A 25,977-nucleotide genomic window follows, 5' to 3' on the forward strand; every position below is an offset into this window, starting at 1 on the left:
GGCGACCTGGTTGCCGCGCTCCGGTCGCTCCGTGGCAACCAGCGTGCGGGCTCGTGGCGCAGCCAGACCACCCGCCTGGACTCAGCACTCCCACGTCTTAGCTCACAGACCCATGTCCTTGGCGATGATGAGCTTCATGACCTCGGAGGTGCCGCCGTAGATGCGGTTGACGCGGTTGTCGGCGTAGAGGCGGGCGATGGGGTACTCGTTCATGTAGCCGTAGCCGCCGTGGAGCTGGAGGCAGCGGTCGATGACGCGGTGGGCGACCTCGGTGCAGAACAGCTTGGCCGAGGCGGCCTCGGCGGCGGTCAGGGTGCCGGCGTCCTCGGCCTCGATGGCACGGTCGACCACGGCCTCGGCGGCGTCGACCTCGGCCTTGCACGCGGCGAGCTCGAACTTGGTGTTCTGGAACGAGGCGACGGGGGTGCCGAAGACCTTGCGCTCGGCGACGTACTTCTTGGCGAACTCGACGGCGGCGGCGGCCTGGGCGTACGCGCCGACGGCGATGCCGAGACGCTCGACCGGGAGGTTCTGGCCGAGGTAGGAGAAGCCCTTGCCGACCTCGCCGAGGACGTCCTCGACCGGTACGTGCACGTCGGTGAAGGAGAGCTCGGCGGTGTCGGAGACCTTCAGTCCGAGCTTGTCGAGCTTGCGGCCGACCTCGTAGCCCGGCAGCGAGGTGTCGACGGCGAGCAGGGTGATCCCGCCGCGGCGGTCGTCGGGGGTGGCGGGCGCGGTGCGGGCGCAGACGATCACCCGGTCGGCGTTGACGCCACCGGTGATGAACGTCTTGGCGCCGTTGAGGACGTAGTGCTTGCCGTCCTCGGTGAGCTTGGCGTTGGTGGTCATCCCGGCCAGGTCCGAGCCGGTGCCCGGCTCGGTCATCGCGATCGCCCACATCTCCTCGCCGGAGACGAAACCGGGCATCCAACGCTCCATCTGCTCCTTGGTGCCGAGCTTGAGCAGGTAGGGCAGGCAGAGGCCGACGTGGGTGCTCGAGCCGCCGAAGGAGACCCCGGCGCGGGCGAGCTCCTCGGTGATGACGGCGGAGTACTTGAACGACTCGATCCCGGCGCCGCCGTACTCCTCGGGCACCTGGATGCCCCACACGCCGAGCTCACCGAGCTTGAGGTAGAAGTCGTGGGGGACGATCCCGGCCTCGTACCACTCGTCGTAGACGGGGGTGACCTCCTTCTCGATGAACGAGCGGATGGTCTCGCGGAAGGACTGGTGGTCCTCGGTGTAGATGGTGCGGCGCATGACGGTGCTATCTCCTCGGGTGCTTCTCGTAGGGGTCAGGGGCGGGCGCCGACCACGCGCAGGGCGAGGTCGGCGTAGAAGTCGGCGAGGGCCTCGGGTGTCCAGGAGCCGTCGTCGCGGTACCAGCGGGCCAGGTCGATGCCGAGCGAGAGCAGGGCGGTGGCGGCCTTGGCGGGGTCGGGGGTGTCGAAGTCGCCGCTGCGTACGCCTTCCTCGACGACCTCGCGCATGACGGTGTCGATGGCGCGGCGCAGCCCGGCGATCTCGCGGAAGTGCTCCTCGGTCAGCGCGGCGAGCTCGTAGTTGATGACCCGGGCCGTCGTGTGGGAGCGGGCGTGGAAGAGGACATAGGTGCGTACGGCCGCGGCGACCCGCTCGGCGGGCGTGGCGTCGACGCGGGTCGCCTCGGTGACCGCCTCGAGGATCACCTCGTGACCACGCACCGCGATCGCGTGCAGGAGCTCCTCCTTGGAGCGGTGGTGGACATAGACCGCGGCCGGGCTCAGCCCGGCCGCCGTGGCGATGTCACGGGTGCTGGTGCCGTGGAACCCCTTGGCGGAGAAGGCCTGGACCGCCGCGTCGAGCAGACGGGCACGGCTGCGGTCGCCGCGCGCCTGGGTGCTGGTCCGTACCTCGCTCATGTGATCAGTCTGACACAAAGGTAAGTGAGCGCTTAGATTCGGCCTGCTGAAACCGTGCAAGGATGTTGCTCGTGAGCAACGGTTTGAAGCAAGTGCTGGTCCTCAACGGCCCCAACCTCGGACGTCTGGGGAAGCGTCAGCCCGAGATCTACGGGCACACCACCCACGACGAGCTCGCCGCGATGTGCGTCGACTGGGGCCATGGGCTCGGCTTCGCCGTGGACGTACGTCAGACCAACCATGAGGGCGACATGGTCGACTGGCTCAACGCCGCGGCCGACAAGGACATCCCGGTCGTGCTCAACGCCGCCGCCTGGACCCACTACTCCTACGCCATCTACGACGCCTGCGCGCAGCTGACCGCTCCGCTGGTCGAGGTGCACATCTCCGAGCCGCTCGAGCGGCCCGAGGTCTTCCGGCACACCAGCGTCATCACCCCTCATGCCACCGCGGTCGTGGCGGGCAAGGGCATCGACGGCTACCACGAGGCGCTCGAGGTGATCGCCTCGAAGCTCGGCGACGGGTGAACGAGCCTCGGCGAGTGGGCCATCGGCGCGTGACGGATTGGGTCGGCGTACGTCTGGTTGACTAGGATTCCCCGTGGCCCTCGGGCCCCGCGAACATTGACAACCAGGCCTGCATCGCTGCAGGACGACAGAGACGAAGGCTGACGAACGGTTATGGCGACGACGAACGACCTCAAGAACGGCATGGTGCTGAAGATCGAGGGCCAGCTCTGGCAGGTGGTCGAGTTCCAGCACGTGAAGCCCGGCAAGGGTCCGGCCTTCGTCCGCACCAAGCTGAAGAACGTCGAGTCGGGAAAGAACGTCGACAAGACCTTCAACGCCGGCACCAAGGTCGAGACCGCCACGGTCGACCGCCGCTCGTTCCAGTACCTCTACAACGACGGCAGCAACTTCGTCTTCATGGACGTCGCGGACTTCGACCAGGTCGAGGTCGACCCGGAGATCATCGGCGACAGCGCCGGCTTCCTCCTGGAGAACCAGGAGGTCATCCTGGCCACCAACGAGGGCCGCGTGCTCTTCGTCGAGCTCCCGCCCTCGGTCGAGCTCGTCATCTCCTACACCGAGCCCGGGGTCATGGGTGACTCGGCCACCGGCCGCACCAAGCCCGCCACCCTGGAGACCGGCGCCGAGATCCAGGTGCCGCTCTTCATCGAGCAGGGCGAGAAGATCAAGGTCGACACCCGCGAGGGCGGTTCCTACCTCTCCCGCGTCAAGGGCTGACCTGTGGCTCACGTCGCCACCGCCCGCACCAAGGCCCGTAAACGCGCGCTCGACCTGCTCTTCGCCGCCGAGGCCCGTGGACTCTCCGCCGGTGATCTGCTCGACCAGCAGATCCGTGAGGGTGAGGTGCCCAACAACCCGTTCACGGTCAAGCTCGTCCGTGGCGTCGTCGCCGAGTCCGAGCGCATCGACGCCCTGATCGCCGCCTTCGCCAAGGACTGGTCGCTGGCCCGGATGCCCGCGGTGGACCGCAACGTGCTCCGCCTCGGCGTCTGGGAGCTCATCGACGGCGATGTCGCCGCCGAGGTCGCGATCAGCGAGGCCACCGCCTTGGTGACCGAGCTCTCGACCGACGACTCGCCGTCCTTCGTCAACGGCGTGCTCGCCGCGGTCGCGAAGGACCTCGCCAAGGCCTGATCGGCATGAGACGTACGCCTGTCCGGGATCGTTCCGGGCAGGCGTGGTGTCATTTCGGGGTGCGGCACGACGCGTGTGTTTTCCGGTTATCGACGATTGCTTCGGTCGGGACCGTATGTTTGGACCCAAGGCTGTGATGGAGGCCGTAAACCAGCACCCGTATTCGGAGAGCGCATGACGCAGGAGAACAACCCCTACGACGAGCCGGACTCGCGCACCCGGCCGGCCGGCACCCCCTCGCACTGGGTGACGCCGCCCCCGCCGAACACGGCGGGCCGGCCGCCGACGCCGCCCACCCAGCCCCGTCCGGACCCGAGTCAGGAGGCGACCCGCATCACCAATCCGCAGGTCACCACAACGCCCGCCCCGCCCGCTCCGGTGGCGGTGACGCCGCCACCCCCGAGCATCCACGGGCAGGAGGTCCCCAGCGCGACCGACTTCCTCGACCGGCGCGCGGAGTCGGCCGGATTCGGCCCCGCGACGTGGGGCTGGCGAGGCGCGATCCGCAAGATGTCCGGCGGGCTGATCAGCCCGAAGATGGGGCAGGCCGAGGTCGCCTACGAGCAGGACCGGGCGATGATCCAGCGCGACTTCGACGGACCGCGCACGATCGTCTTCATCAACCCCAAGGGCGGCGCGGCCAAGACCACCGGCGTACTCGCGGCGGGCTACACCTTCGGCACCGTGCGCGGCGGCGGAATCGTGGCCTGGGACAACAACGAGACCCGCGGCACCCTCGGTATCCGCGGCATGCGGAGCACCCACCGCAACACCACCCGCGAGCTGCTCGACAACCTGGCCGCGTTCAACAACGTCCACCAGTCCCGCATCGGTGACCTCGGTGCCTTCGTACGCTCCCAGGGCGACGCCCACTTCGACGTGCTCGCCTCCGACGAGCGCCCCGACGTCACCGGCCAGATCCATGCGGACGACTTCGGGCAGGTGCACCAGCTGCTGGAGCGCTTCTACAAGGTGATCCTGGTCGACACCGGCAACAACATGCGCGCCGAGAACTGGCTGGCCGCCGCAGACACCGCCGACCTGCTCGTGGTCACCTCGACGGTGCGCGAGGACACCGGCTACAGCGGCCTGTGGATGCTCGACGCGCTTCAGGAGTCGGGCTATGCCGACCTCAAGTTGAAGACGATCACGGTGCTCTCCGACCCGTCCCCGAAGGTCGACACCAACCTGGCTCGCGATCTGACCGAGGTCTACCAGCAGCGCACCCGCGGGGTCTACCGGGTCCCGTTCGACCCGGTGCTCGTCGCGGGGTCGACGGTGCAGTACTCCCAGCTCTCGGAGGACACCAGGATGTCGTGGCTCAAGGCCTGCGCCGGGATGGCGCACGCGTTGTAGCGACCGAGCGGTAGCGTCGTGGGCATGCGTGCAGTCGTCTACTCCGAGAACGGTCCCTCCTCCACGATGCGCCTGACCGAGCGCCCGGTGCCGAAGCCCGGCCCGGGCGAGGTCCTGGTCAGGTTGGTGCGGGCGGGGGTCAACCCCACCGACTGGAAGGTACGCGCCGGTCTGAGCGCGACCCTCTCGACTCCTGAGGCGACCCCGGGCCAGGACGGCGCGGGCGTGGTCGAGGCGATCGGCGCGGGCGTCCGCACCCATGTCGTCGGCCAGCCGGTCTGGCTCTTCATGACCCAGCACGGGCAGGCGTGGGGCACCGCGGCGGAGTACGTCACCGTCCCGGCCCACAAGGCCGTCGAGCTGCCCGTGGGCGCCTCCTACGACCTCGGCGCCTCGCTCGGGGTCCCGGCGATGACCGCCCACCGCGCACTCACCTCGGGGAAGGTGGAGCGGATCGCTCCGGGGTCGTTCGACGGCCTCACGATCCTGGTCCAGGGCGGTGCCGGCGCGGTCGGCAACGCCGCGATCCAGCTCGCCGTGTGGGCGGGGGCGAAGGTGATCACCACGGTCAGCTCCGCGGAGAAGGCGGGGCTGGCGAAGGCGGCCGGCGCGCACCACATCGTCAACTATCGCGAGGGCGACCCGGCCGCGGCCATCCGGAAGATCGCGCCCGACGGCGTCGACCAGATCGTCGAGGTCGCCCCTGCGGTCAACAACGACCTGGACCGCGCGGTCATCGCCAATCGAGGCACGATCGCGATCTACGCCAACAACGGCGGCGACGAGCTCACCATGCCGCTGCGCGCGACCTTCTCGCTCAATCTGCGCTACCAGTTCATCCAGCTCTACGGCGTCGAGGAGACGCAGATCCGGGCCGCGGCCGAGGACGTCACCGCCGCTGTGGCGGCGGGGGCGCTGCGCGTGGGCCAGGAGGCCGGCGTACCCCTTCACCACTATCGGCTCGAGGAGACTGCCGCCGCGCACGACGCGGTCGAGGCCGGTGCCGTCGGGAAAGTACTGATCGACCTGGAGTGAGGTTAGGGTTGGGCCGATCCTTTAACGAGCCGTCCCGTGAGGCGGAGAAGGAGACCACAACCTTGTCTGATGTTGACCGTGAGCCCTCGACCGATGGTCGTGTCGTGCTCGATGCCCGTGACATCTCCCGGGCGCTGACCAGGATCTCCCACGAGATCCTGGAGCGCAACCGCGATGCAGAGGACCTGGTGCTGCTGGGTCTGCACACCCGCGGAGTGCCGCTGGCCAAGCGGATCGCCGCGCGGATCGAGGCTGCCGAGGGCCACCCGGTGGCCCACGGCGCGCTCGACGTGACGATGTACCGCGATGACCTGCGCACCCATCCCACCCGCGCTCCGCACCACACCGAGATCCCGCCCGGCGGCATCGACGGCAAGACCGTGGTGCTGGTCGATGACGTGCTCTTCTCGGGCCGCACCGTCCGCGCCGCGCTCGACGCCCTGGCCGACTACGGCCGCCCCGCCGTCGTACGACTGGCCGTTCTCGTCGACCGCGGCCACCGGCAGCTGCCGATCCGGGCCGACCACGTCGGCAAGAACCTCCCGACGGCCCGCTCCGAGCGGGTCGGGCTGCGCCTGGAGGAGACCGACGGCATCGACGAGGTACGCATCGTCGAGCTCGAAGGGGTGCCCGCATGACTCGCCATCTGCTGTCCATCGACGACGTGAGTGCCGAGGAGATCCAGCGGCTCTTCGCGACCGCCGCCGAGATGCACGACGTCCAGAAGCGCGAGGTCAAGAAGCTCCCGGCGCTGCGTGGGCGTACGGTGATCAACCTCTTCTTCGAGGACTCCACACGCACCCGGTCCTCCTTCGAGATCGCGGGCAAGTGGCTCTCGGCCGACGTGATCAACCTGTCGGCGAAGGGGTCCTCGACCTCGAAGGGCGAGTCGCTGCGCGACACCGTGCTGACCGTGACCGCGATGGGAGTCGACGGCCTGGTCATGCGGCACGCGGCCTCCGGAGCGGCCCATCAGGTCGCGGGCTGGCTCGACATCCCCGTGATCAACGCCGGCGACGGGATGCACGAGCACCCGACCCAGGCACTGCTCGACGGCTACACGCTCCAGCGCCAGCTCGGCGGACCCGGCTCGCTGGACGGCAAGCGGATCGCCATCGTCGGTGACCTGACCCACTCGCGGGTGTTCCGGTCCAACGTGAAGTCGCTGAGCAAGCTCGGCGCCTCGGTCGTTGCGGTCGCGCCGCCCACGCTGATGCCCTCGGGCATCGCCGAGTGGGCCAAGGCCGACGGCTTCGCCACGTCCTACTCGCTGGACGAGGTGCTGCCGGAGGTCGACGCGGTGATGATGCTTCGTGTCCAGCGGGAGCGGATGAGCGGTGGCTACTTCCCGACCTCGAGGGAGTACACCGTCGGCTACGGGCTCACCCGTCAGCGGCTCGCAATGCTGCGCGAGGGCGCGCCGATCCTGCACCCCGGGCCGATGAACCGCGGCCTGGAGATCTCTCCCGAGGCCGCTGACGCCGCCTCCTCACGGATCCTCGACCAGGTCTCGGCCGGGGTCGCGATCCGGATGTCCGTCCTCTACCACCTGCTTGCCGGCGAGGAGTCCGCATGAGCCTGTTGATCAAGGGAGCCTCCGTCCTCGGGGCCGAGCCGACCGACGTGTACGTCGATGGGGGAATGATCCGGGAGATCGGCGCGCCCTCCGCCTCCGCGGACGAGGTCGTCGACGCTTCGGGGCTCGTGCTGCTGCCGGGCCTGGTCGACCTGCACACCCACCTGCGTCAGCCGGGCCGTGAGGATGCCGAGACGGTCGCCTCCGGTGCGGCGGCCGCTGCTGCCGGGGGCTACACCGCCGTCCTGGCGATGGCCAACACCTCACCCGTCACCGACACCGCCGAGGCTGCTGTCTCGGTGTGGGAGCTCGGCCGCGAAGCCGGGCTGGCCGACGTGTTCCCCGTGGGTGCGGTGACCAAGGGCCTGGCCGGCGAGGAGCTGGCCGAGCTCGCGTTGATGAACCGGTCGCGCGCCGGGGTCACGGTCTTCTCCGACGACGGCCGCTGTGTCTCGGACCCGCGGGTGATGCGGCGGGCGCTGGAGTACGTCAAGGCCTTCGGCGGCGTGATCTCCCAGCACTCCCAGGACCCCTCGCTCGCCCCCTACGGGTCGGCCTGCTGTCACGAGGGTGAGCTCTCCGGCCGGCTCGGTCTGCCCGGCTGGCCCGGAGTCGCGGAGGAGGTCATCGTCGCTCGTGACGTGATGCTCGCCCGTCATACCGGCTCGCGCGTCCACGTCGCCCACGCCTCCACCGCCGGCACCGTGGAGGTGCTGCGCTGGGCGAAGGCCCAGGCGGAGAAGGACGGCAGCTGGGCGGTCACCGCGGAGGTCACCCCGCACCACCTGCTGCTGACCACCGACCTGCTCGCCGGCTACGACCCGACCTTCAAGGTCAACCCGCCGCTGCGCCCCGCCGAGGACGTCGAGGCGCTGCGTGCCGCGTTGGCCGACGGCACCATCGACGCGGTCGCCACCGACCACGCGCCGCACGCGCGCCAGGACAAGGAGCATGCCTTCGTCGACGCCGCCTTCGGGATGCTGGGACTCGAAGAGGCGCTCTCGGTCGTCTCGACCGTCATGGTCTCCTCGGGGCTCCTTGACTGGGCCGGCCTCGCCCGGGTCATGTCCACCACCCCGGCCCGGATCGCCGGTCTCGAGGGTCACGGCCGCCCGATCGCGGTCGGCGAGCCGGCCAACCTGGCCCTGGTCGACCCGGCTGCGACCTACGTCGTGGACCGTGACCGCTCGCTCTCGCTCTCCCGCAACAACCCCTGGCACGACCGCAAGCTCACCGGCCGTGTCACGGCGACCTTCCTGCGGGGCGAGCAGACCTACGGCGGGTAGCCCTGGATGCTCACCGAGGTAACTCGGTGAGTTGGTGGATGTTCACCGAGGTAACTCGGTGGGGGCTGACTTCCTTCGTGGTACTCCACGAAGGAAGTGGCTGCTGGCCGAGTTACCTCGGTGAACATCCGCATGCGTCCACGCCCGGGCGCAGGATTCAAGCCGGCTCGGCGAGGGGTGCGACTAGGCTCCACCGCCATGACCGACGTCTTCTCCGACAAGCTGGCGCAGTGGCGCGCCTACACCGCGACCCCGTGGGGGCGGATCCGCTACGCGGTGGTCGAGGAGATTCTCCGGCGCCAGTGCGCGGAGCTGGGGGACGGTCTGCGGATCCTCGACGTCGGCGGTGGCGACGGGATGGACGCGCTGCCGCTGGCGCTGTCCGGGCACGACGTCACGATCCTCGACCCCTCCGAGTCCTGGTTGGCGGAGGCGAAGCGGCGGGCGGCGGAGGCGGGCGCGTCGGTGACGACGCTCGTCGGCGGCGTCGACGACCTGCCCGAGGGCGAGTGGGACCTGGTGCTGTGCCGGCTGGTCACGGGCGGTCCCGAGGCGGCGCTCACCGAGCTGCGTGCGGACACGAAGCGGACCGTGACCTTCGACCATGACGTACGCAAGGTCCCGATGGCCGACCTCGAGGCCGAGCTGGCCGCCGCGGGTCTGCGGCTCACCGGACGCTTCGGCACGAGAGTCGCCAACGACCTGCTCACCGACGACGTCCCCAAGGGTGACCCTGCCTACTTCGAGCGTCTCCTGGAGCTCGAGCGAGAGCTGTGCGACCGGGAGCCGTTCGTGCGCATCGCCGGGATGTACCAGCTCGTCGCGGAGCGGCCGGGTTAGGCTCGGGAGCGTGGATAACCTCGAGCGCGTCTACAAGATGCCCTTCGGCTCCGTCTACCCGCACTACGTGACCAAGGTGGAGAAGAAGGGCCGCACCACGGCCGAGCTGCACCAGGTGATCACCTGGCTGACCGGGTTCGACGACGACGCGATCGCCAAGCACATCGAGTCGGGGACGAGCTTCGAGGAGTTCTTCGCGGCCGCCGATCTCAACCCCAGCTCGGAGCTGATCACCGGTGTCGTCTGTGGCGTGCGCGTCCAGGAGATCGAGGACCCGGTGATGCGACAGGTGCGCTATCTCGACAAGCTCGTCGACGAGCTGGCCAAGGGCAAGGCCATGGAGAAGATCCTGCGCGCGTAGTCGTGTTCGGTTAATCGGTTGGACGGCGTAGCCGTCGGCCGCGTACGCTCTTCTCATCATGAAGATCTCGCGCTGACCTCCGACCCGCGCCCGAGGCATCTGCCCGGCGGGTCGTCCTCGAACCCGAAGGCCAGCGCTCGCATGTCATCTTCCATCGTCTCCGGACCGATCCTCGTCCGCGACCTCTCCGTCTCCTTCCGCAGCGGCTCCGTCCTCGCCGGGATCGACCTCACCGTCTCCCCAGGAGAGCGGATCGCGCTCGTGGGGGAGAACGGCGCAGGCAAGTCCACACTGCTCCGCGCTATCGCACAACAGCTGCCGCGCACCGCCCAACGCACCGGCACGCTCGAGGCACCGGACGACCTCGTCTGGCTGCCGCAGGAGCCGCCGTTCCGCGATGCCGCGAGCATCGAGGACGTCCTCGCCACCACCCTGCGCCCGCTCCGTGAGGCCGTCGCCACGGTCGAGACGCTCGCCGACCGGCTCGACGACCCCGAGGTCACCGAGACGTACGCGAGCGCGCTCGACTTCGCGGTGGCCCACGACGCGTGGGACGCCGACCGGCGGGCCATCCTGGCCGCCGAGCGTCTCGGTCTCAGCGGCCTGGACCGGGAACGCCCGATCAGCACGCTCTCCGGCGGGCAGCGGACCAGGCTGGCGCTGGCGACCGCGATCACCCGGCGTCCCGACGCGCTGCTGCTCGACGAGCCGACCAACCACCTCGACGACGAGGCGGTGGCGGTGCTGGGTGAGTTCCTGCGCGACCTCCCCGGTGTCGTCCTGATGGCCTCCCATGACAGGGTCTTCCTCGACGAGGTCGCGACCGGGCTCTTCGACCTGGACCCGTCCGCCTTCGGCACCGACGGTGCCGGCGGCCGGCTCTTCGGTGGTGGCTGGAGCGACTACGAGGAGGCGCGGCGGGCCGCTCGGGAGCGGTGGGAGCAGACCTACGCCGAGCAGCAGGACGAGCTCAAGCGTCTGCGTACCGCGACCAAGATCGGCAACGACGCGATCGCCCACAACCGCGGCCCGACCGACAACGACAAGTTCATCTACAAGTTCAAGGGCAGCAACGTCGAGCGCGCCGTCGCGCGCCGTAAGAAGGACGCCAACCGGCGGCTGGAGGAAGCGGAGGAGACACAGGTACGCAAGCCACCGCCGCCGCTGCGCCTCGATGCCACGCTCTCGACCGCCGGCGCGAGCGGGCGGATGGTCGTCGTACGCGACCTGGTGGTCGAGGAGCGGGTCAGCCTGCCGGTCCTCGACATCATGGCGGGGGAGCACCTGCTGATCACCGGTCCCAACGGCAGTGGCAAGTCCACGCTGCTCGGGGCGATCTCCGGGCGGGTGAAACCGACCTCGGGGGAGATCCAGGTCAGCGCCCGGCATGTCGAGGAGCTCACCCAGGACCCTCAGTTCGGGGATCTGCGCCGCAGAGTGGCCGACGTCTACCTGGAGTCGGTCGGGGAGATGCTGGCGGCCCAGGTGCCGTTACGTGACCTGGGTCTGGTCCACCCGCGCGACCTGAACCGGCCCGTCGGCGCGCTGAGCGTCGGCCAGCGTCGCCGGCTCGACCTGGCGATCGCCATCGCCACCGGCCCTGACCTGCTGCTTCTCGACGAGCCCACCAACCACATCTCGCTCACCCTGGCAGGCGAGCTGGAGGAGGCGATCGGAGCCACGCCGGGCACCATCGTCGTCGCGTCCCACGACCGCTGGCTGCGGCGGCGCTGGTCGGGCCCGGAGCACCGGCTGGCGCCTTGACGCCCTCGCCGGCGGGCCACTTGCCGGCGAAACCCTGTGGATGAGCAGAGTTATCCACAGGCGCCGAGATCGTCGTTGTTCTCCTCGACGGACCATGGTGCCGTTGACCCATGACCGACAAGATTCCGTACGCTCCAGTCCTCCGCACCCAGGCCGACGTCGAGGCCGCCTGGCGACATCTGATCAACCCGCTCGGCTGGCCCGAGCCACGGCTGTGGTTCATGCTCATCGGGGCCGACGGGGTCCCGTTCCCGCAGCTGTGCCAGATCGAGAAGATGCCGGTGGAGATCGGCGATGACGGCGCTGCCAACGTCGCCACCATGCTGCACGACCTGATCGAGGACATGGGTTTCGACCGGGTCGCGTTCCTGCTGTGCAGACCGGGCGGTGACCAACCGAACCGATCGGACCGGAAGAACGCCGCCGGGCTCTACGGAGCGTGCGCCATGGCCGGCGTGCCGGTCGATGTCATCCATCTCGCGACCGACCAGGACTTCTGGCCGGTTCCGCTGGATGCACTCGGTGAGCTCAGAACTCCAGCGTGACCTTCGTGTCGCCGAGCTCGCGCTCCACGATGCTGTCGAACGCCGCCGCGGCGGTCTCCCGCTCGACCAGGTCACGCAGTGCGTGGTCGATAGCAGCCTGGTTGGTCGTCGTGCCGGCGATTTTTCTCGCCTCGGCCAACAGCTCTTCGTCGATGCTGATCGACGTCTCGGTCATTGCGTACCCCCGCACGAAATCTGGATGAAACATCGAAACGCTAGCGGTGCACGACGCTGCAGTGCAATGACCTGCGAGAACCGTCACACCGTGTCGCACTCACCCGGCCTCTATGGTTCACGACCATGAGCCCGGAGGATCGGCTGCTGACCGACATCACGATCATGGTGGACTCGATCGAACCGATGGACGCCGTGGAGAGCGGCCACATCGCCGACGCGTCGGCATGGATGTGCGTGACCAACGACGTGTTCCGGCGCAGCACCACTCCGACCGAGCCGGCCAAGCATCTGGTCTCCTACTTCCTGCTCGTCGACCCGGTGAGCGGTCACATCCTGCTGGGCGACCACCGCAAGTCGGGTCTCTGGCTGCCGTCAGGGGGTCATGTCGAGCCCGGGGAGAACCCCGCTGAGACCGTTCGCCGCGAGTGCGTCGAGGAGCTCGGCGTCGAGGCACGTTTCCACCCGGCCCTCGGCCCGAGGCCGCTCCTGGTCACGATCACGAACACCCGCCTCGACCGCCCCGACGTGCACACCGACGTCAGCCTGTGGTTCGTCCTCGCCCACGACCATCGTGAGCCACTGGTGCCCGACGTACGGGAGTACGCCCGCGTGCGGTGGTGGACGCCGGCCGAGATCCGAGCGGCCGATCCCAGGGCCTTCGACCCGCACATGGTTCGGATGCTCGACAAGCTCAAGACACTAGGAGCCTGAGCCCCATGTAGGTCCGCTCTCGCGCTCCCGATGACCGCCGGCGCGAGCCCCGCGTCCCAGACATGCCACCCCAGGCCGGGCCGTCCTGCCGGGTCAAGATCGACGTAGCCGTCCACGATGAGTACGTCGAGCGGGTCGGCTTCACCCACGAGCGCCTTCAGCAGAGGCAGCTCCCGCTCGTAGAACCTGCCTGGGACGTAGTCGGCGACCTCGTCGAGCCATGCCGTCCGTTGCTCGAGGATCGCGCCGAACCCGGGGTCGTCGCTCACCACCAGGGCGGCATGCCCCCCACCGGATGACGGGTAGTGGGCGTCAGCCGCTCCGTACGTGGTCGCCACGGTCACAGAATAGGGCGAGCGTGTGGAACACCGGTGAGTCGCGTATCGAGCACATGCCAGGATGGAGGCGAGAAGGACCGATGTGGGTCCGTGAACGCAAGGGTTAGAGATGACGGACGCAGCGTGGTACCCGGACCCGACCGGACAGGCCGAGCTTCGATACTACGACGGGAGCCAGTGGACCGAGCACGTGTCCACGGGCGGGCAGCAGTCGACGGCGCCCCTGACGCCGCCTCAAGCCACTGTGGAGCAGGAGGCGCCGACGCAGGTCGGGTCGGCGCAGGCAGCACAGGCCGCGTACGGCGAGAGCGCGCAGGCGCAGCCTGCCCAGGCTGCCGCGGCTCAGTACGGGCAGCAGGCCGCGTCGGCCGACTACGGGCATCGGGCCGCCCAGGCCCAGCAGCCCACGGGTGACCCGTTCGCCGGGATCTCGGGTGACCTGATCGACGGCCGCTTCGCCGAGATCGAGGGCCAGGGTGCGGTGCTGCAGAACAAGAGGCTCCTGCGCGTACGCGTGGGGGAGCCGTTCCAGGCGCGCCAGGGGTCGATGGTGGCCTACCAGGGCAATGTGCAGTTCAAGTACCAGGGCGGTGGCGTGGGGAAGTTCCTCAAGAAGGCCGTGACCGGTGAGGGCCTGAGCCTGATGGGCGTCGAGGGTCAGGGCGACGTCTTCCTGGCCGACTCGGCCAAAGAGGTCCACATCCTCCAGCTGAACAACTCCGGCATCTCGATCAACGGCGACCACGTGCTCGCGTTCTCCAGCAGCCTGCAGTGGAACATCGAGCGGGTCCAGGGCGCCGGCATGCTCACCGGTGGCCTCTTCAACACGACCCTGCGCGGCACCGGCTGGATCGCGGTCACCACCGAGGGCGACCCGGTGGTCCTCAACGCCGGCGAGGCACCGACCTTCGCCGACACCAACGCCGTCGTCGGCTGGTCGCTCGGCCTGCAGACCAGCCTGCAGAAGTCGTTCACCGCCGGCGCGCTCATCGGCCGTGGCAGCGGCGAGGCGTTCCAGGTCGCCTTCCACGGCGCGGGCTTCGTCATCGTCCAGCCGTCCGAGGGCGGGGTCGTCCCGCCCCACTCGCACAGCTGAGCCCGGTCGCAGCCGGCCGAATGCCGCGTACGTCACAGTGCTGGCGTACGCGGCGGATGCCAACTGCAGTCAACCGGCGTCTGCTTGATACTGTCACCAGCAAGTTGACCGACATCCTTTAAGCACCGTCCCGTGAGGCGGAGAAGGAGGTACGGCGTGCCGCTGCATGCCCACAAAGAAGCACTCCTCGTACTCGAGGATGGTCGATCGTTCCGCGGGGAGTCGTTCGGTGCCGAGGGTGAGACCTTCGGCGAGGCGGTCTTCTCCACCGGTATGACGGGCTACCAGGAGACGCTGACCGACCCGAGCTACCACCAGCAGGTGGTCGTGATGACGACACCGCACGTCGGCAACACCGGCGTGAACGACGAGGACCCCGAGTCTCGTCGCATCTGGGTTGCCGGATACGTCGTACGAGACCCCGCCCGGGTCTCCTCGAACTGGCGCGCCCAGCGCACCCTCGATGACGACCTGCGTGAGCAGTCCGTGGTCGGCATCAGCGGCATCGACACCCGCGCCCTGACCCGCCACCTGCGCGAGCGCGGCGCCATGCGCGTCGGGATCTCGACGATCGAGACCGACCCCGAGGCCCTGCTGGAGAAGGTGCTCGCCTCCGCCGAGATGAGCGGTGCGAACCTCTCCGACGCGGTCAGCACCCAGAAGGCGTACGTCGTCCCCGCGAAGGGCGCGAAGCGGTTCACCGTCGCGGCCCTCGACCTCGGGATCAAGGAGATGACCCCGGAGCGGATGGCCGAGCGCGGCATCGAGGTGCACGTGCTCCCGGCGACCGTGACGCTCGAGGACGTCCTCGCGACGAACCCCGACGGGCTCTTCTACTCCAACGGCCCCGGTGACCCGGCGGCGACGACTGGTCAGGTCGAGCTCCTGAAGCAGGCGCTCGGCGAGAACATCCCCTACTTCGGCATCTGCTTCGGCAACCAGCTCTTCGGCCGCGCGCTGGGGTTCGGGACGTACAAGCTCAAGTACGGCCACCGTGGGATCAACCAGCCGGTCATGGACCTCACCACCCGCAAGGTGGAGGTGACCGCCCACAACCACGGCTTCGCCGTGGACGCCCCGATCGGCGAGGAGACGAGGACCGACTACGGCATCGCGACCGTGTCCCACGTCAACCTCAACGACGACTGCGTCGAGGGCCTCGAGCTCAAGGACGCCGAGACCGGGAAGCTCAAGGGCTTCTCCGTCCAGTACCACCCGGAGGCAGCGGCCGGCCCGCACGATGCCGCCTACCTCTTCGACCGGTTCATCTCTCTCATGGCGAAGGAGGTCTGAGCGATGCCCAAGCGCGAGGACATCAAGTCCGTGCTCGTGATCGGCTCCGGCCCGATCGTCATCGGCCAGGCCTGCGAGTTCGACTACTCCGGCACCCAGGCCTGTCGCGTGCTGCGCGAGGAGGGGATCCGGGTCGTCCTGGTCAACTCCAACCCGGCCACGATCATGACCGACCCGGAGTTCGCCGACGCGACCTACGTCGAGCCGATCACCCCGGAGTTCGTCGAGAAGGTCATCGCCAAGGAGCGCCCCGACGCGCTCCTGGCCACCCTCGGCGGCCAGACCGCGCTCAACTGCGCGGTCGCGCTGGACGAGCGCGGGATCCTGGAGAAGTACGACGTCGAGCTGATCGGCGCGAGCATCGACGCCATCCAGCGCGGCGAGAACCGCGAGCAGTTCAAGCAGATCGTCGCCGAGCTCGGCGGCGAGAGCGCGAAGTCCGTCATCTGCCACTCGATGGACGACCTGCTCGCCGGTGCCGAGGAGCTCGGCTACCCGGTCGTCATCCGGCCCTCCTTCACCATGGGCGGATCCGGCTCGGGCTTCGCGTACGACGAGACCGAGCTGCGGCGTCTGGGCGGCGCCGGCCTCGCGGCCAGCCCCACCACCGAGGTGCTCCTGGAGGAGTCGATCCTCGGCTGGAAGGAGTACGAGCTCGAGGTCATGCGTGACCGCAAGGACAACTCGGTCATCGTCTGCTCGATCGAGAACCTCGACCCGATGGGCGTGCACACCGGCGACTCGATCACCGTCGCCCCGGCGATGACCCTGACCGACCGCGAGTACCAGAAGCTGCGCGACCTGGCGATCGGCATCATCCGCGCCGTCGGCGTGGACACCGGCGGCTGCAACATCCAGTACGCCGTCAACCCGGCCGACGGCCGCATCATCGTCATCGAGATGAACCCTCGCGTCTCCCGCTCGAGTGCCCTGGCTTCAAAGGCGACCGGCTACCCGATCGCCAAGATCGCCGCGAAGGTCGCCATCGGCTACACCCTCGACGAGATCGAGAACGACATCACCGCCGGGCCGAACGGCTCGACCGCGGCGAGCTTCGAGCCGACCCTCGACTACGTCGTCGTCAAGGTCCCGCGCTTCGCCTTCGAGAAGTTCCCGGGTGCCGACACGACCCTGACCACCCACATGAAGAGCGTGGGCGAGGCGATGGCGATCGGCCGCAACTTCACCGAGGCGCTCCAGAAGGCGCTGCGGTCCCTGGAGAAGCCCGAGGCGGTCTTCGACTGGACCCAGGAGATCGTCGAGCTCGACAAGCCCGCGCTGCTGGAGGAGATCAAGGTCCCCACCGACGGCCGGCTCAAGCGGGTCATGGACGCGATCCGTTCCGGTGCGACGCCGGAGGAGATCTTCGAGAGCACCAAGATCGACCCCTGGTTCGTCGACCAGCTCTTCCTGATCAACGAGATCGCCCAGGAGATCATCGCGGCGCCCGAGCTGACCGCCGACGTGCTCCGCTACGCGAAGCGCCACGGCTTCTCCGACTACCAGCTCGGCAAGATGCGCGGCATGACCGCGGACGTGGTCCGAGGCGTACGCCACGCGCTGAACATCCGCCCGGTCTACAAGACGGTCGACACCTGTGCGGCCGAGTTCGAGGCGCGTACGCCCTACCACTACTCCTCCTACGACGAGGAGACCGAGGTCGCGCCGCGGGAGAAGGAAGCCGTCATCATCCTCGGCTCCGGTCCCAACCGGATCGGGCAGGGGATCGAGTTCGACTACTCCTGCGTGCACGCCTCCCTCGCGCTGAGCGAGGCCGGCTACGAGACCGTGATGGTCAACTGCAACCCGGAGACGGTCTCGACCGACTACGACACCTCCGACCGGCTCTACTTCGAGCCGCTGACCCTGGAGGACGTGCTCGAGATCGTCCACGCCGAGCAGCAGGCCGGACCGGTGGTCGGGGTCATCTGCCAGCTCGGCGGCCAGACCCCGCTCGGGCTCGCGCAGGCGCTCAAGGACAACGGGGTGCCGATCGTGGGCACCAGCCCCGAGGCCATCCACCTCGCCGAGGAGCGCGGCGCCTTCGGCCGGGTGCTCCACAAGGCCGGCCTGGTCGCGCCGAAGCACGGTATGGCCACCACGTTCAACGAGGCCCGCGAGATCGCCGCCGAGATCGGCTACCCGGTCCTGGTGCGCCCCTCCTACGTCCTCGGTGGCCGCGGCATGCAGATCGTCTACGACGACGACGCGCTGCGCTCCTACATCGAGGCCGCCACCGAGGTCACCCCCGACAAGCCGGTGATGGTCGACAAGTTCGTCGACGACGCCGTCGAGATCGATGTCGACGCCCTCTACGACGGCACCGAGCTGTTCCTGGGCGGCGTCATGGAGCACATCGAGGAGGCCGGGATCCACTCGGGTGACTCCTCCTGCGCGCTGCCGCCGATCACCCTCGGTGCCGCCGAGGTCGAGCGGATCCGCGTGGCCACCCTGGCGATCGCCGAAGGTGTGGGCGTACGCGGACTGCTCAACATCCAATACGCGCTCGGCTCCGACGTGCTCTACGTCATCGAGGCCAACCCGCGGGCCTCCCGCACCGTCCCGTTCGTCTCCAAGGCGACCGCGACCCCGCTGGCCAAGGCCGCGGCGCGGGTCATGCTCGGCGAGTCGATCGCGGAGCTGCGTACGGCCGGGGTTCTTCCGGTGACCGGCGACGGGGGAGCGCTGCCGCCGAACCAGCCGATCGCGGTCAAGGAAGCGGTCATGCCGTTCAACCGGTTCCGTACGCCGGAGGGCCAGCAGGTCGACACCGTGCTCGGTCCGGAGATGAAGTCGACCGGCGAGGTCATGGGGCTCGACTCCGACTTCGGCCGCGCCTTCGCCAAGAGCCAGGCCGGCGCGTTCGGCCCGCTGCCGACCCAGGGCCGGATCTTCGTCTCGATGGCCAACCGCGACAAGCGCACCATGATCTTCCCGATCAAGGTGCTCGCCGACCACGGCTTCGAGATCTTCGCGACCGAGGGCACCGCCGAGGTGCTGCGCCGCAACGGCGTGCCCTCGCGGCTGATGCGCAAGCACTCCGAGGGCACCGGCCCCGATGGCGAGAAGACGACCGTGCAGCGGATCCTCGACGGCGAGGTCGACCTGGTCATCAACACGCCCAACGGCACCTCCAACGCCAGGTCCGCCCGGATGGACGGCTACGAGATCCGCACCGCCGCGGTGATGGCCAACATCGCCTGCATCACCACGGTCCAGGGTCTCGGCGCCGCCGTGCAGGGCATCGAGGCGCTGCGGCGCGGTGAGATCGACGTACGCAGCCTGCAGGAGTGGCGCGACGTCGTCGGTCACCACGACGGCGGGGTGTCGGCACGGTGAGCGAGCGCAAGCGAGCGAACAATCAGGACAAGATGCCGCCGCGTCCGTATCGTTGCTCCTCCTCTACGGAGGTGGCGGCATGAGGGCGTACCGGACGCTGTTCGACAAGGTCCTGACGAAGACCGATCCGGAGCGTGCCCACCAGCAGGCGTTCGCCGCGATCCGGGCCGCCGGGCCGGCACTGTCCAGGACGCGTACGCCGGGCGCTGCCGTGCACGCGATGGGGCTCACCTTCCCGAACGTGATCGGCCTGGCCGCTGGCTTCGACAAGAACGCGGTCGGGATCGACGCGCTGGGCGGGCTCGGCTTCGGTCACGTCGAGATCGGCACGGTCACCGGGGAGGGGCAGCCGGGCAACCCCGCGCCGCGCCTGTTCCGGCTACCCGCCGACAAGGCCGTGATCAACCGGATGGGCTTCAACAACGAGGGTGCCGAGGCGGTCGCCGCCCGGCTGGCGAGCCGCCTGGAGCGCCGTGGCACGGCTGCCGGCGGACCGATCCTCGGCATCAACATCGGCAAGACGAAGCTCGTCCCGGAGGACGACCAGGCAGCCGTCGAGGCCGACTACGCCAAGTCGGCGCGGCTGCTCGCCCCCTACGCCGACTACCTGGTGGTCAACGTCTCCTCGCCCAACACGCCCGGTCTGCGCAGCCTGCAGTCGGTGGAGAAGCTGCAGCCGCTGCTGGAGCATGTTCGCTCCATCGCCGACCAGGTCACCAAGCACCGGGTTCCGCTGCTGGTCAAGATCGCCCCCGACCTGGCCGACTCCGACGTCGTCGAGGTCGCCGACCTGGCCAGCGCGATCGGCCTGGACGGGATCATCGCGACCAACACCACCATCGGCCGCGAGCACCTCGCCTCGGCACCCGCCGAGATCACCGCGGCCGGTGCCGGCGGCCTCTCCGGCGCCCCGCTGAAGTCCCGCGCGCTCGACGTCCTGCGGCTGCTCCGCAGCCGGGTCAGCGCCGAGATGACGCTCATCGGCGTCGGTGGCATCACCACGCCTGCAGACGCCCGTGAGCGCCTCGCCGCGGGTGCCGACCTGCTCCAGGGCTACACCGGCTTCATCTACGAGGGCCCGCTCTACGCTCGTCGGATCGCGAACGGAGTGCGCCCGTGAGCTTCGGTGCTCGCTACGCCGCCGCCCTGGCCGAGCGGGGGAGGCTCTGCGCCGGGATCGACCCGCACGCCTCGCTTCTCCTCGACTGGGGGCTCGAGGACGCCGTCGCCGGCCTGGAGAGGTTCGCCCTGACCGCGGTCGAGGCGCTGGCCCCCCATGTCCCCGTCGTCAAGCCGCAGAGCGCCTTCTACGAGCGTTTCGGCTCGCGTGGCATCGCGGTGTTGGAGCGGGTCATCGCCGAGTCGAAGGCCGCCGGGGCGCTGGTGCTCCTCGACATCAAGCGCGGCGACATCGGCTCCACCAGCCAGGCGTACGCCGACGCCTACCTCGATCCCGCCAGCCCGCTCGGTTCCGACGCGGTGACGGTGAGCCCCTACCTCGGGTTCGGCTCGCTCATGCCGTTCGTCGAGACGGCCACGAAGTTCGACGCCGGGCTGTTCGTGCTCGCGCTGACCTCCAACAAGGAGGGCCCCGAGGTGCAGCACGCGACAGTCGAGGACGGCCGCAGCGTCGGCCGGGTCATGCTCGACCACCTGCGCCGGCTGAACGACGCCGAGACCCCGCTGGGCTCGTTCGGCGCCGTCGTCGGTGCGACGATCGACGGCGCGGACGGTGCCGGGGTGGCGTACGACTTCGGGTTCAACGGCCCCATCCTGGCGCCGGGCTTCGGTGAGCAGGGCGGCACCCCGGGCGACCTCGCCCGGATCTTCGGCCCCGCCAACGCCCACGTGGTCGCCAGCACCAGCCGCGGACTGCTGCGCAAGGGCCCGGACGTGGCCGCGCTGCGCGACGAGGCGCTGCGGCTGCGCGACGAGCTCGGCTGACCGCCGCCGGCTCGTCAAGGTACGCAGACGAACCGTCGCTTCCCGTGCGGAGTTCCGCTTGGGAAGCGACGGTTCGTCTGCATACCTAGACCAACCGCCCACCCCCCGTTCCTGAGAGACTGACCAGATGACCAGTCTCCGGATGGCCGCCCAGCTCCTCGTCCTGCCGATCCTCGCCACCAGCCTGAGCTCGTGCGGCGATCCGATCGACGACTACTGCCAGTCGCTCGAGGGTCACCAGGAGGAGCTCACGAACACCCTGGGGGAGGGCGGCACCGGCGGGCTGATCGCCGCCCTGCCGGTCTTCGAGGACCTCGAGCGCAACGCGCCCGACGACATCGCGAAGGACTGGAAGACGCTCACCGGGGCGATCTCGGGGCTCAGCGCGGCGCTCGAGGGCGCCGGCGTCTCGGCCGACGACTTCGAGAACGGTGAGCCGCCCGAGGGCGTCAGCGACGCCGAGGCGAAGAAGATCGCCGACGCGGCCACGAAGGTGAGCAGCACGAAGACGCAGGAGGCGTCCGTACGCGTGCAGCAGCAGGCCCGGGACGTGTGTCACACATCTTTGACCCTGTGAACCGATTGGACACCAGTTAGGCGACCCCGATTGCCGCCCCGGCAACGTAATGGCTAGATTGGCGCGAGCGCTTACTTTCAGCGCTCAGCCGGGGGGCACGATCCCTGTACCGCGCGACCCGGTTGCCCTGTCGACTACACATTTGATCGTGAAAGGGAGTCTTCGTGGCTCTGCCTCCGGACATCACCCCTGAACAGCGCGCTGCCGCGCTCGTCAAAGCCGCGGCCTCGCGCCAGGAGAGGGCTGCTGTCAAGAACAAGGTCCGCACTGGCGGCATGTCCGTCCTCGAGGTCATCGAGGAAGGGAAGAAGAACGAGGTCGTCGGCAAGATGAAGGTCATCGACCTGCTGACCTCCCACCCCGGCCTCGGTGAGGTGCGGGCAACCCAGATGATGGAGCGTCTCGGCATCGCGATGAGCCGCCGTGTGCAGGGCCTCGGCCCCAAGCAGGTGGCCGCGCTGGTCGAGGAGTTCGCTCGCCGATGAGCCTGATGGCGGACGAGAAGACCCCGGCCGGCGCCGGCGAGGGCCACGAGAAGCGACTGGTCGTCCTGGCCGGTCCGACCGCGGTCGGCAAGGGCACCGTCGCAGCGGCGGTGCGCGACGACCACCCCGAGGTCTTCTTGTCCGTCTCGGCGACGACCCGTAAGCCTCGCCCGGGCGAGGTCCACGGGGTGCACTACCTGTTCGTCTCCGATGAGGAGTTCGACGCGATGATCGCCGGTGGCGAGCTGCTGGAGTGGGCGACCGTCCACAACATGGCGCGCTACGGCACCCCTCGTGGTCCCGTCGACAAGGCGCTGGCCGAGGGACGCCCGGCGATGCTCGAGATCGACCTGCAGGGCGCCCGGCTCGTGCGCGAGACCATGCCCGAGGCCATCTTCGTCTTCCTCGCCCCGCCGAGCTGGGAAGAGCTCGTCCGCCGGCTGGTCGGCCGAGGCACCGAGACCGAGGCCGAGCGGGAGCGCCGCCTGGAGACTGCGCGGGTCGAGCTGGCGGCGGAGAAGGAGTTCGACGTCACGATCGTGAACCACGAAGTTCATCAGGCAGCCGATGAGTTGGTAACCTTGATGACGCTCGGGCTTCCGAGCAAGAAATCCGACCAAGCCGACAAGTGAGGCTCACGTGGCTGCCCCTCAGATCGACGCCCAGGGCGTGACCAACCCCTCGATCGACGACCTGCTGACGAAGACCGACAGCAAGTACAAGCTGGTTCTCTACAGCGCCCAGCGGGCTCGCCAGATCAACGCCTACTACTCCCAGCTCGGCGAAGGCCTCCTCGAGTACGTCGGCCCCCTGGTCGACACCCACGTTCAGGAGAAGCCCCTCTCGATCGCGCTGCGCGAGATCAACGAGGACCTGCTGACCTGCGAGGACATCGACCCGGCCGAGCTGGCCGCCCAGGCTGCGGCTCAGGCTGCCGCTGCCGAGGCGCCTGCCGCCGACGCCTGATCGTCCAGGTCCTCCGCTGTCCACCAACAGCACCACTTCGGCCGCTCCCCTCGAGGGGGAGCGGCCGCGCGTGGTCTTAGGGGTCGCCGGCGGCATCGCCGCCTACAAGGCGGCCGAGCTGCTACGCCGGTTCACCGAGTCCGGCCATGACGTGACCGTGGTCCCCACGGCCGCCGCCCTCGAGTTCGTCGGCGCGCCCACCTGGGCGGCGCTGTCGGGCAAGGAGATCGCCACCGGCGTCTTCGAGAACATCACCGAGGTCCCGCACGTACGCATCGGACAGCAGGCCGACCTCGTCGTGGTCGCGCCCGCGACCGCCAACACGCTCGCCCGCGCGGCCCACGGGCTCGCGGACGATCTGCTCAGCAACGTACTGCTCACCGCGCGCTGCCCGGTCGTGTTCGCCCCGGCGATGCACACCGAGATGTGGGAGCATCCGGCGACGCAGGCCAACGTGGCCACCCTGCGCGAGCGCGGCAACATCGTCATCGAGCCCGCCGAGGGCCGGCTCACCGGCAAGGACACCGGCAAGGGCCGCCTGCCCGAGCCCGCCGAGATCTTCGAGCTCTCCCGTGCCGTCCTCACCCATGGTGGGCGTGCCGACCTCGTGGGTCGTCATGTCGTCGTCTCGGCCGGCGGCACCCGGGAGTATCTGGACCCGGTCCGCTACCTCGGCAACCGCTCCTCCGGACTCCAGGGCTATGCCATCGCCCGTGCCGCGGCCGCCCGCGGTGCCGAGGTGACCCTGGTCGCCGCCAACGTGACCCTGCCCGACCCGGCCGGCCTCAAGGTCGTACGTGTCGGCACGACCGCCGAGCTGCGCGACGCGGTGGTCTCCGCGGCCAGCGGCGCGGACGCGGTCGTCATGGCCGCCGCCCCTGCCGACTTCCGGCCGACCGGGGTGAGCGAGGCCAAGATCAAGAAGGCCGCCGACGGGTCGGCGCCGACGATCGAGCTGATGCAGAACCCCGACATCCTGGCCGAGATCTCCCACCACCGGACCAAGCCAGGTCAGGTCATCGTGGGATTCGCGGCCGAGACGGGCGACGAGACCGGCTCGGTGCTCGAGCTCGCCACGGCCAAGCTGAAGCGGAAGGGGTGCGACCTGCTCGTCGTCAACGACGTCAGCGGGGGCGCGGTCTTCGGCAGCGAGGTCAACAAGGCGGTCATCCTGGGCGCCGACGGAGGCCACGTCGACGTGGCCGAAGGGGCGAAATCCGCTCTTGCAGAGGTGATCTGGGACCAGATCTCCTTACGCTTGGATGAACAACGCACGAACTGACGACACGCCACGCGCCACGATGAGGACCACGCCTGCGGTCCTGGGGTTCGAGGTCTATGTTTGTCGACCAGAACGATTGACGTTTATCCACCTGAACACCCAAGAACCTGTGAAACGGAGCTACACGTGACCGGACGTCTCTTCACGTCGGAGTCGGTGACCGAGGGGCACCCGGACAAGATCGCCGACCAGATCAGCGACACCGTGCTCGACTACCTGCTCGAGCACGACCCCAAGAGCCGGGTTGCCGTCGAGACCCTGCTCACCACCGGTCTGGTCGTCGTGGCCGGCGAGGTGACCACCGACGCCTACGCGCCGGTCGCCCAGCTCGTGCGCCAGAAGATCCTCGACATCGGCTACGACTCCTCCCTCAAGGGCTTCGACGGTCACTCCTGCGGTGTCCAGGTCGCCATCGGCGCCCAGAGCCAGGACATCGCCCAGGGCGTCGACACCGCCGAGGAGCACCGCCTGGAGAGCTCGGTCGACGAGCTCGACCTGCAGGGTGCCGGCGACCAGGGCCTGATGTTCGGCTACGCCTGCGACGACACGCCCGAGCTGTTCCCGCTGCCCATCAAGATGGCGCAGACGCTGGCCGAGAAGCTGACCGCGGTCCGCAAGGACGGCACGCTGGACTACCTGCGTCCCGACGGCAAGACCCAGGTCACCATCGAGTACGACGACGAGGGCCGCGCCGTCCGCGTGGACACCGTCGTCCTCTCGACCCAGCACTCCGAGGAGACCACCCAGGAGCAGCTGCACGCCGACATCAAGAAGTACGTCATCGAGCCGGTGCTCGAGCAGTTCAAGTCGTCGGTTCCCTTCGACGGCTACAAGCTCCACATCAACCCGACCGGCCGCTTCGTCGTCGGTGGCCCGATGGGCGACGCCGGCCTGACCGGCCGCAAGATCATCGTCGACACCTACGGCGGCATGGCCCGCCACGGCGGCGGCGCCTTCTCGGGCAAGGACCCCTCGAAGGTCGACCGGTCGGCTGCGTACGCCATGCGCTGGGTGGCGAAGAACATCGTCGCCGCGGGCCTGGCCCGTCGCGCCGAGGTCCAGGTGGCCTACGCCATCGGCAAGGCCCAGCCCGTCGGCGTCTTCGTGGAGACCTTCGGCACCCACACCGTGCCCGAGGCCAACATCCAGAAGGCCGTCCTGGAGGTCTTCGACCTCCGCCCGGCCGCGATCCTTCGCGACCTCGACCTGCTCCGCCCGATCTACGCCAAGACCGCTGCCTACGGTCACTTCGGCCGCGAGCTCCCCGAGTTCACCTGGGAGCGCACCGACCGCGCGGACGCGCTCAAGGCTGCCGCCGGCGCCTGAGCAGCCCCCTTCATGCCGAGTCGGCGCGTTAAAACGCGCCGACTCGGCGCGGGTTGTGGTCAGGACGGAAGATCACACCTCAGAACACCAAACACCGCGGAAACTATAGAGATAG

28 protein-coding genes are annotated in these 25,977 nt (G+C 69.2%); 25 read left to right on the plus strand and 3 right to left on the minus strand.

Annotated elements, in window-relative coordinates; genetic code table 11:
- Positions 1-102 precede the first annotated feature (102 nt).
- Positions 103-1,260 carry an acyl-CoA dehydrogenase family protein gene (locus ABZ796_RS19915; protein ID WP_357339173.1) on the minus strand — a complete coding sequence of 386 codons (1,158 nt, stop codon included), beginning with the start codon at positions 1,258-1,260 and terminating at the stop codon, positions 103-105.
- Positions 1,261-1,295: 35 nt separating this feature from the next.
- Positions 1,296-1,901 (minus strand): TetR/AcrR family transcriptional regulator, encoded by a 606-nt coding sequence (locus ABZ796_RS19920; RefSeq protein WP_357339175.1) that lies wholly within the window; start codon positions 1,899-1,901, stop codon positions 1,296-1,298.
- Positions 1,902-1,972: 71 nt separating this feature from the next.
- Here ABZ796_RS19920 and ABZ796_RS19925 point away from each other — a divergent pair, with 71 nt between their 5' ends.
- From ABZ796_RS19925 to ABZ796_RS19980, 12 genes are all read left to right on the plus strand, one after another.
- Positions 1,973-2,428 carry a type II 3-dehydroquinate dehydratase gene (locus ABZ796_RS19925; RefSeq protein WP_357339177.1) on the plus strand — a complete coding sequence of 152 codons (456 nt, stop codon included), beginning with the start codon at positions 1,973-1,975 and terminating at the stop codon, positions 2,426-2,428.
- Positions 2,429-2,581: 153 nt separating this feature from the next.
- Positions 2,582-3,148: an elongation factor P gene (gene efp, locus ABZ796_RS19930; RefSeq protein ID WP_091041298.1), complete on the plus strand. Its 567-nt coding sequence runs from the start codon at positions 2,582-2,584 to the stop codon at positions 3,146-3,148.
- A 3-nt stretch (positions 3,149-3,151) separates the two neighbouring features.
- A complete protein-coding gene (gene nusB / locus ABZ796_RS19935; RefSeq protein WP_357339179.1) occupies positions 3,152-3,565 on the plus strand; it encodes a transcription antitermination factor NusB in 414 nt (137 codons plus the stop codon).
- Positions 3,566-3,739: 174 nt separating this feature from the next.
- Positions 3,740-4,921 carry a hypothetical protein gene (locus ABZ796_RS19940; RefSeq protein ID WP_357339181.1) on the plus strand — a complete coding sequence of 394 codons (1,182 nt, stop codon included), beginning with the start codon at positions 3,740-3,742 and terminating at the stop codon, positions 4,919-4,921.
- Between the two features lie 24 nt (positions 4,922-4,945).
- Positions 4,946-5,956 (plus strand): NADPH:quinone reductase, encoded by a 1,011-nt coding sequence (locus ABZ796_RS19945; RefSeq protein WP_357339183.1) that lies wholly within the window; start codon positions 4,946-4,948, stop codon positions 5,954-5,956.
- 62 nt (positions 5,957-6,018) lie between these two features.
- A complete protein-coding gene (pyrR, locus tag ABZ796_RS19950) occupies positions 6,019-6,594 on the plus strand; it encodes a bifunctional pyr operon transcriptional regulator/uracil phosphoribosyltransferase PyrR (protein ID WP_357339185.1) in 576 nt (191 codons plus the stop codon).
- Positions 6,591-7,532 carry an aspartate carbamoyltransferase catalytic subunit gene (locus tag ABZ796_RS19955; protein WP_357339187.1) on the plus strand — a complete coding sequence of 314 codons (942 nt, stop codon included), beginning with the start codon at positions 6,591-6,593 and terminating at the stop codon, positions 7,530-7,532. The genes pyrR and ABZ796_RS19955 overlap by 4 nt, the downstream gene beginning before the upstream one ends.
- Positions 7,529-8,818, plus strand: a complete 1,290-nt coding sequence (locus ABZ796_RS19960) for a dihydroorotase (protein WP_357339189.1) — start codon at positions 7,529-7,531, stop codon at positions 8,816-8,818. The genes ABZ796_RS19955 and ABZ796_RS19960 overlap by 4 nt, the downstream gene beginning before the upstream one ends.
- Positions 8,819-9,016: 198 nt before the next feature.
- Complete coding sequence (locus tag ABZ796_RS19965) at positions 9,017-9,658, plus strand: class I SAM-dependent methyltransferase (RefSeq protein WP_357339191.1); 642 nt, start codon at positions 9,017-9,019, stop codon at positions 9,656-9,658.
- A 10-nt stretch (positions 9,659-9,668) separates the two neighbouring features.
- Positions 9,669-10,019 (plus strand): DUF2200 domain-containing protein, encoded by a 351-nt coding sequence (locus ABZ796_RS19970; RefSeq protein WP_357339193.1) that lies wholly within the window; start codon positions 9,669-9,671, stop codon positions 10,017-10,019.
- A gap of 141 nt (positions 10,020-10,160) precedes the next feature.
- On the plus strand, positions 10,161-11,783 hold the full coding sequence (locus tag ABZ796_RS19975) for an ATP-binding cassette domain-containing protein (RefSeq protein WP_357339195.1): 1,623 nt from the start codon (positions 10,161-10,163) through the stop codon (positions 11,781-11,783).
- A 110-nt stretch (positions 11,784-11,893) separates the two neighbouring features.
- Complete coding sequence (locus ABZ796_RS19980; protein ID WP_357339197.1) at positions 11,894-12,328, plus strand: hypothetical protein; 435 nt, start codon at positions 11,894-11,896, stop codon at positions 12,326-12,328.
- Here ABZ796_RS19980 and ABZ796_RS19985 read toward each other — a convergent pair.
- Complete coding sequence (locus tag ABZ796_RS19985; protein WP_357339199.1) at positions 12,312-12,503, minus strand: type II toxin-antitoxin system VapB family antitoxin; 192 nt, start codon at positions 12,501-12,503, stop codon at positions 12,312-12,314. The genes ABZ796_RS19980 and ABZ796_RS19985 overlap by 17 nt on opposite strands.
- A gap of 125 nt (positions 12,504-12,628) precedes the next feature.
- On the opposite strand from ABZ796_RS19985, the gene ABZ796_RS19990 reads away from it, so the two are divergent.
- The 13 genes from ABZ796_RS19990 (at position 12,629) to metK (ending at position 25,862) form a co-directional block, all read left to right on the plus strand.
- Positions 12,629-13,216 carry an NUDIX domain-containing protein gene (locus ABZ796_RS19990; protein ID WP_357339201.1) on the plus strand — a complete coding sequence of 196 codons (588 nt, stop codon included), beginning with the start codon at positions 12,629-12,631 and terminating at the stop codon, positions 13,214-13,216.
- Between the two features lie 62 nt (positions 13,217-13,278).
- The gene (locus ABZ796_RS19995; RefSeq protein ID WP_357339203.1) at positions 13,279-13,515 is read left to right on the plus strand and encodes a hypothetical protein; all 237 of its coding nucleotides are present in this window, start codon (positions 13,279-13,281) and stop codon (positions 13,513-13,515) included.
- A gap of 148 nt (positions 13,516-13,663) precedes the next feature.
- Positions 13,664-14,650 (plus strand): AIM24 family protein, encoded by a 987-nt coding sequence (locus ABZ796_RS20000; protein WP_357339204.1) that lies wholly within the window; start codon positions 13,664-13,666, stop codon positions 14,648-14,650.
- A 156-nt stretch (positions 14,651-14,806) separates the two neighbouring features.
- On the plus strand, positions 14,807-15,943 hold the full coding sequence (gene carA / locus ABZ796_RS20005) for a glutamine-hydrolyzing carbamoyl-phosphate synthase small subunit (protein WP_357339206.1): 1,137 nt from the start codon (positions 14,807-14,809) through the stop codon (positions 15,941-15,943).
- A 3-nt stretch (positions 15,944-15,946) separates the two neighbouring features.
- Positions 15,947-19,282, plus strand: coding sequence for a carbamoyl-phosphate synthase large subunit (gene carB / locus ABZ796_RS20010; RefSeq protein WP_357339208.1), 3,336 nt, complete (start codon positions 15,947-15,949; stop codon positions 19,280-19,282).
- 79 nt (positions 19,283-19,361) lie between these two features.
- Complete coding sequence (locus ABZ796_RS20015) at positions 19,362-20,402, plus strand: quinone-dependent dihydroorotate dehydrogenase (protein ID WP_357339210.1); 1,041 nt, start codon at positions 19,362-19,364, stop codon at positions 20,400-20,402.
- Positions 20,399-21,226, plus strand: coding sequence for an orotidine-5'-phosphate decarboxylase (gene pyrF, locus ABZ796_RS20020; protein WP_357339212.1), 828 nt, complete (start codon positions 20,399-20,401; stop codon positions 21,224-21,226). Before ABZ796_RS20015 ends, pyrF begins: the two co-directional genes overlap by 4 nt.
- A 127-nt stretch (positions 21,227-21,353) precedes the next feature.
- Positions 21,354-21,803 carry a hypothetical protein gene (locus ABZ796_RS20025; protein ID WP_357339214.1) on the plus strand — a complete coding sequence of 150 codons (450 nt, stop codon included), beginning with the start codon at positions 21,354-21,356 and terminating at the stop codon, positions 21,801-21,803.
- Positions 21,804-21,967: 164 nt separating this feature from the next.
- Entirely contained in the window at positions 21,968-22,288 is a 321-nt protein-coding gene (mihF, locus tag ABZ796_RS20030; RefSeq protein ID WP_168381123.1) for an integration host factor, actinobacterial type, read from the plus strand.
- A complete protein-coding gene (gene gmk, locus ABZ796_RS20035) occupies positions 22,285-22,920 on the plus strand; it encodes a guanylate kinase (protein WP_357339216.1) in 636 nt (211 codons plus the stop codon). The genes mihF and gmk overlap by 4 nt, the downstream gene beginning before the upstream one ends.
- Before the next feature lie 7 nt (positions 22,921-22,927).
- Entirely contained in the window at positions 22,928-23,254 is a 327-nt protein-coding gene (rpoZ, locus tag ABZ796_RS20040; protein ID WP_091041322.1) for a DNA-directed RNA polymerase subunit omega, read from the plus strand.
- Between the two features lie 70 nt (positions 23,255-23,324).
- The gene (gene coaBC / locus ABZ796_RS20045) at positions 23,325-24,536 is read left to right on the plus strand and encodes a bifunctional phosphopantothenoylcysteine decarboxylase/phosphopantothenate--cysteine ligase CoaBC (protein ID WP_357339217.1); all 1,212 of its coding nucleotides are present in this window, start codon (positions 23,325-23,327) and stop codon (positions 24,534-24,536) included.
- A 126-nt stretch (positions 24,537-24,662) separates the two neighbouring features.
- Positions 24,663-25,862, plus strand: coding sequence for a methionine adenosyltransferase (gene metK, locus ABZ796_RS20050; protein ID WP_160022986.1), 1,200 nt, complete (start codon positions 24,663-24,665; stop codon positions 25,860-25,862).
- Positions 25,863-25,977: the final 115 nt, after the last annotated feature.

The organism is Nocardioides sp. NPDC047086 (genome assembly GCF_040643685.1).
Lineage (GTDB): Bacteria > Actinomycetota > Actinomycetes > Propionibacteriales > Nocardioidaceae > Nocardioides.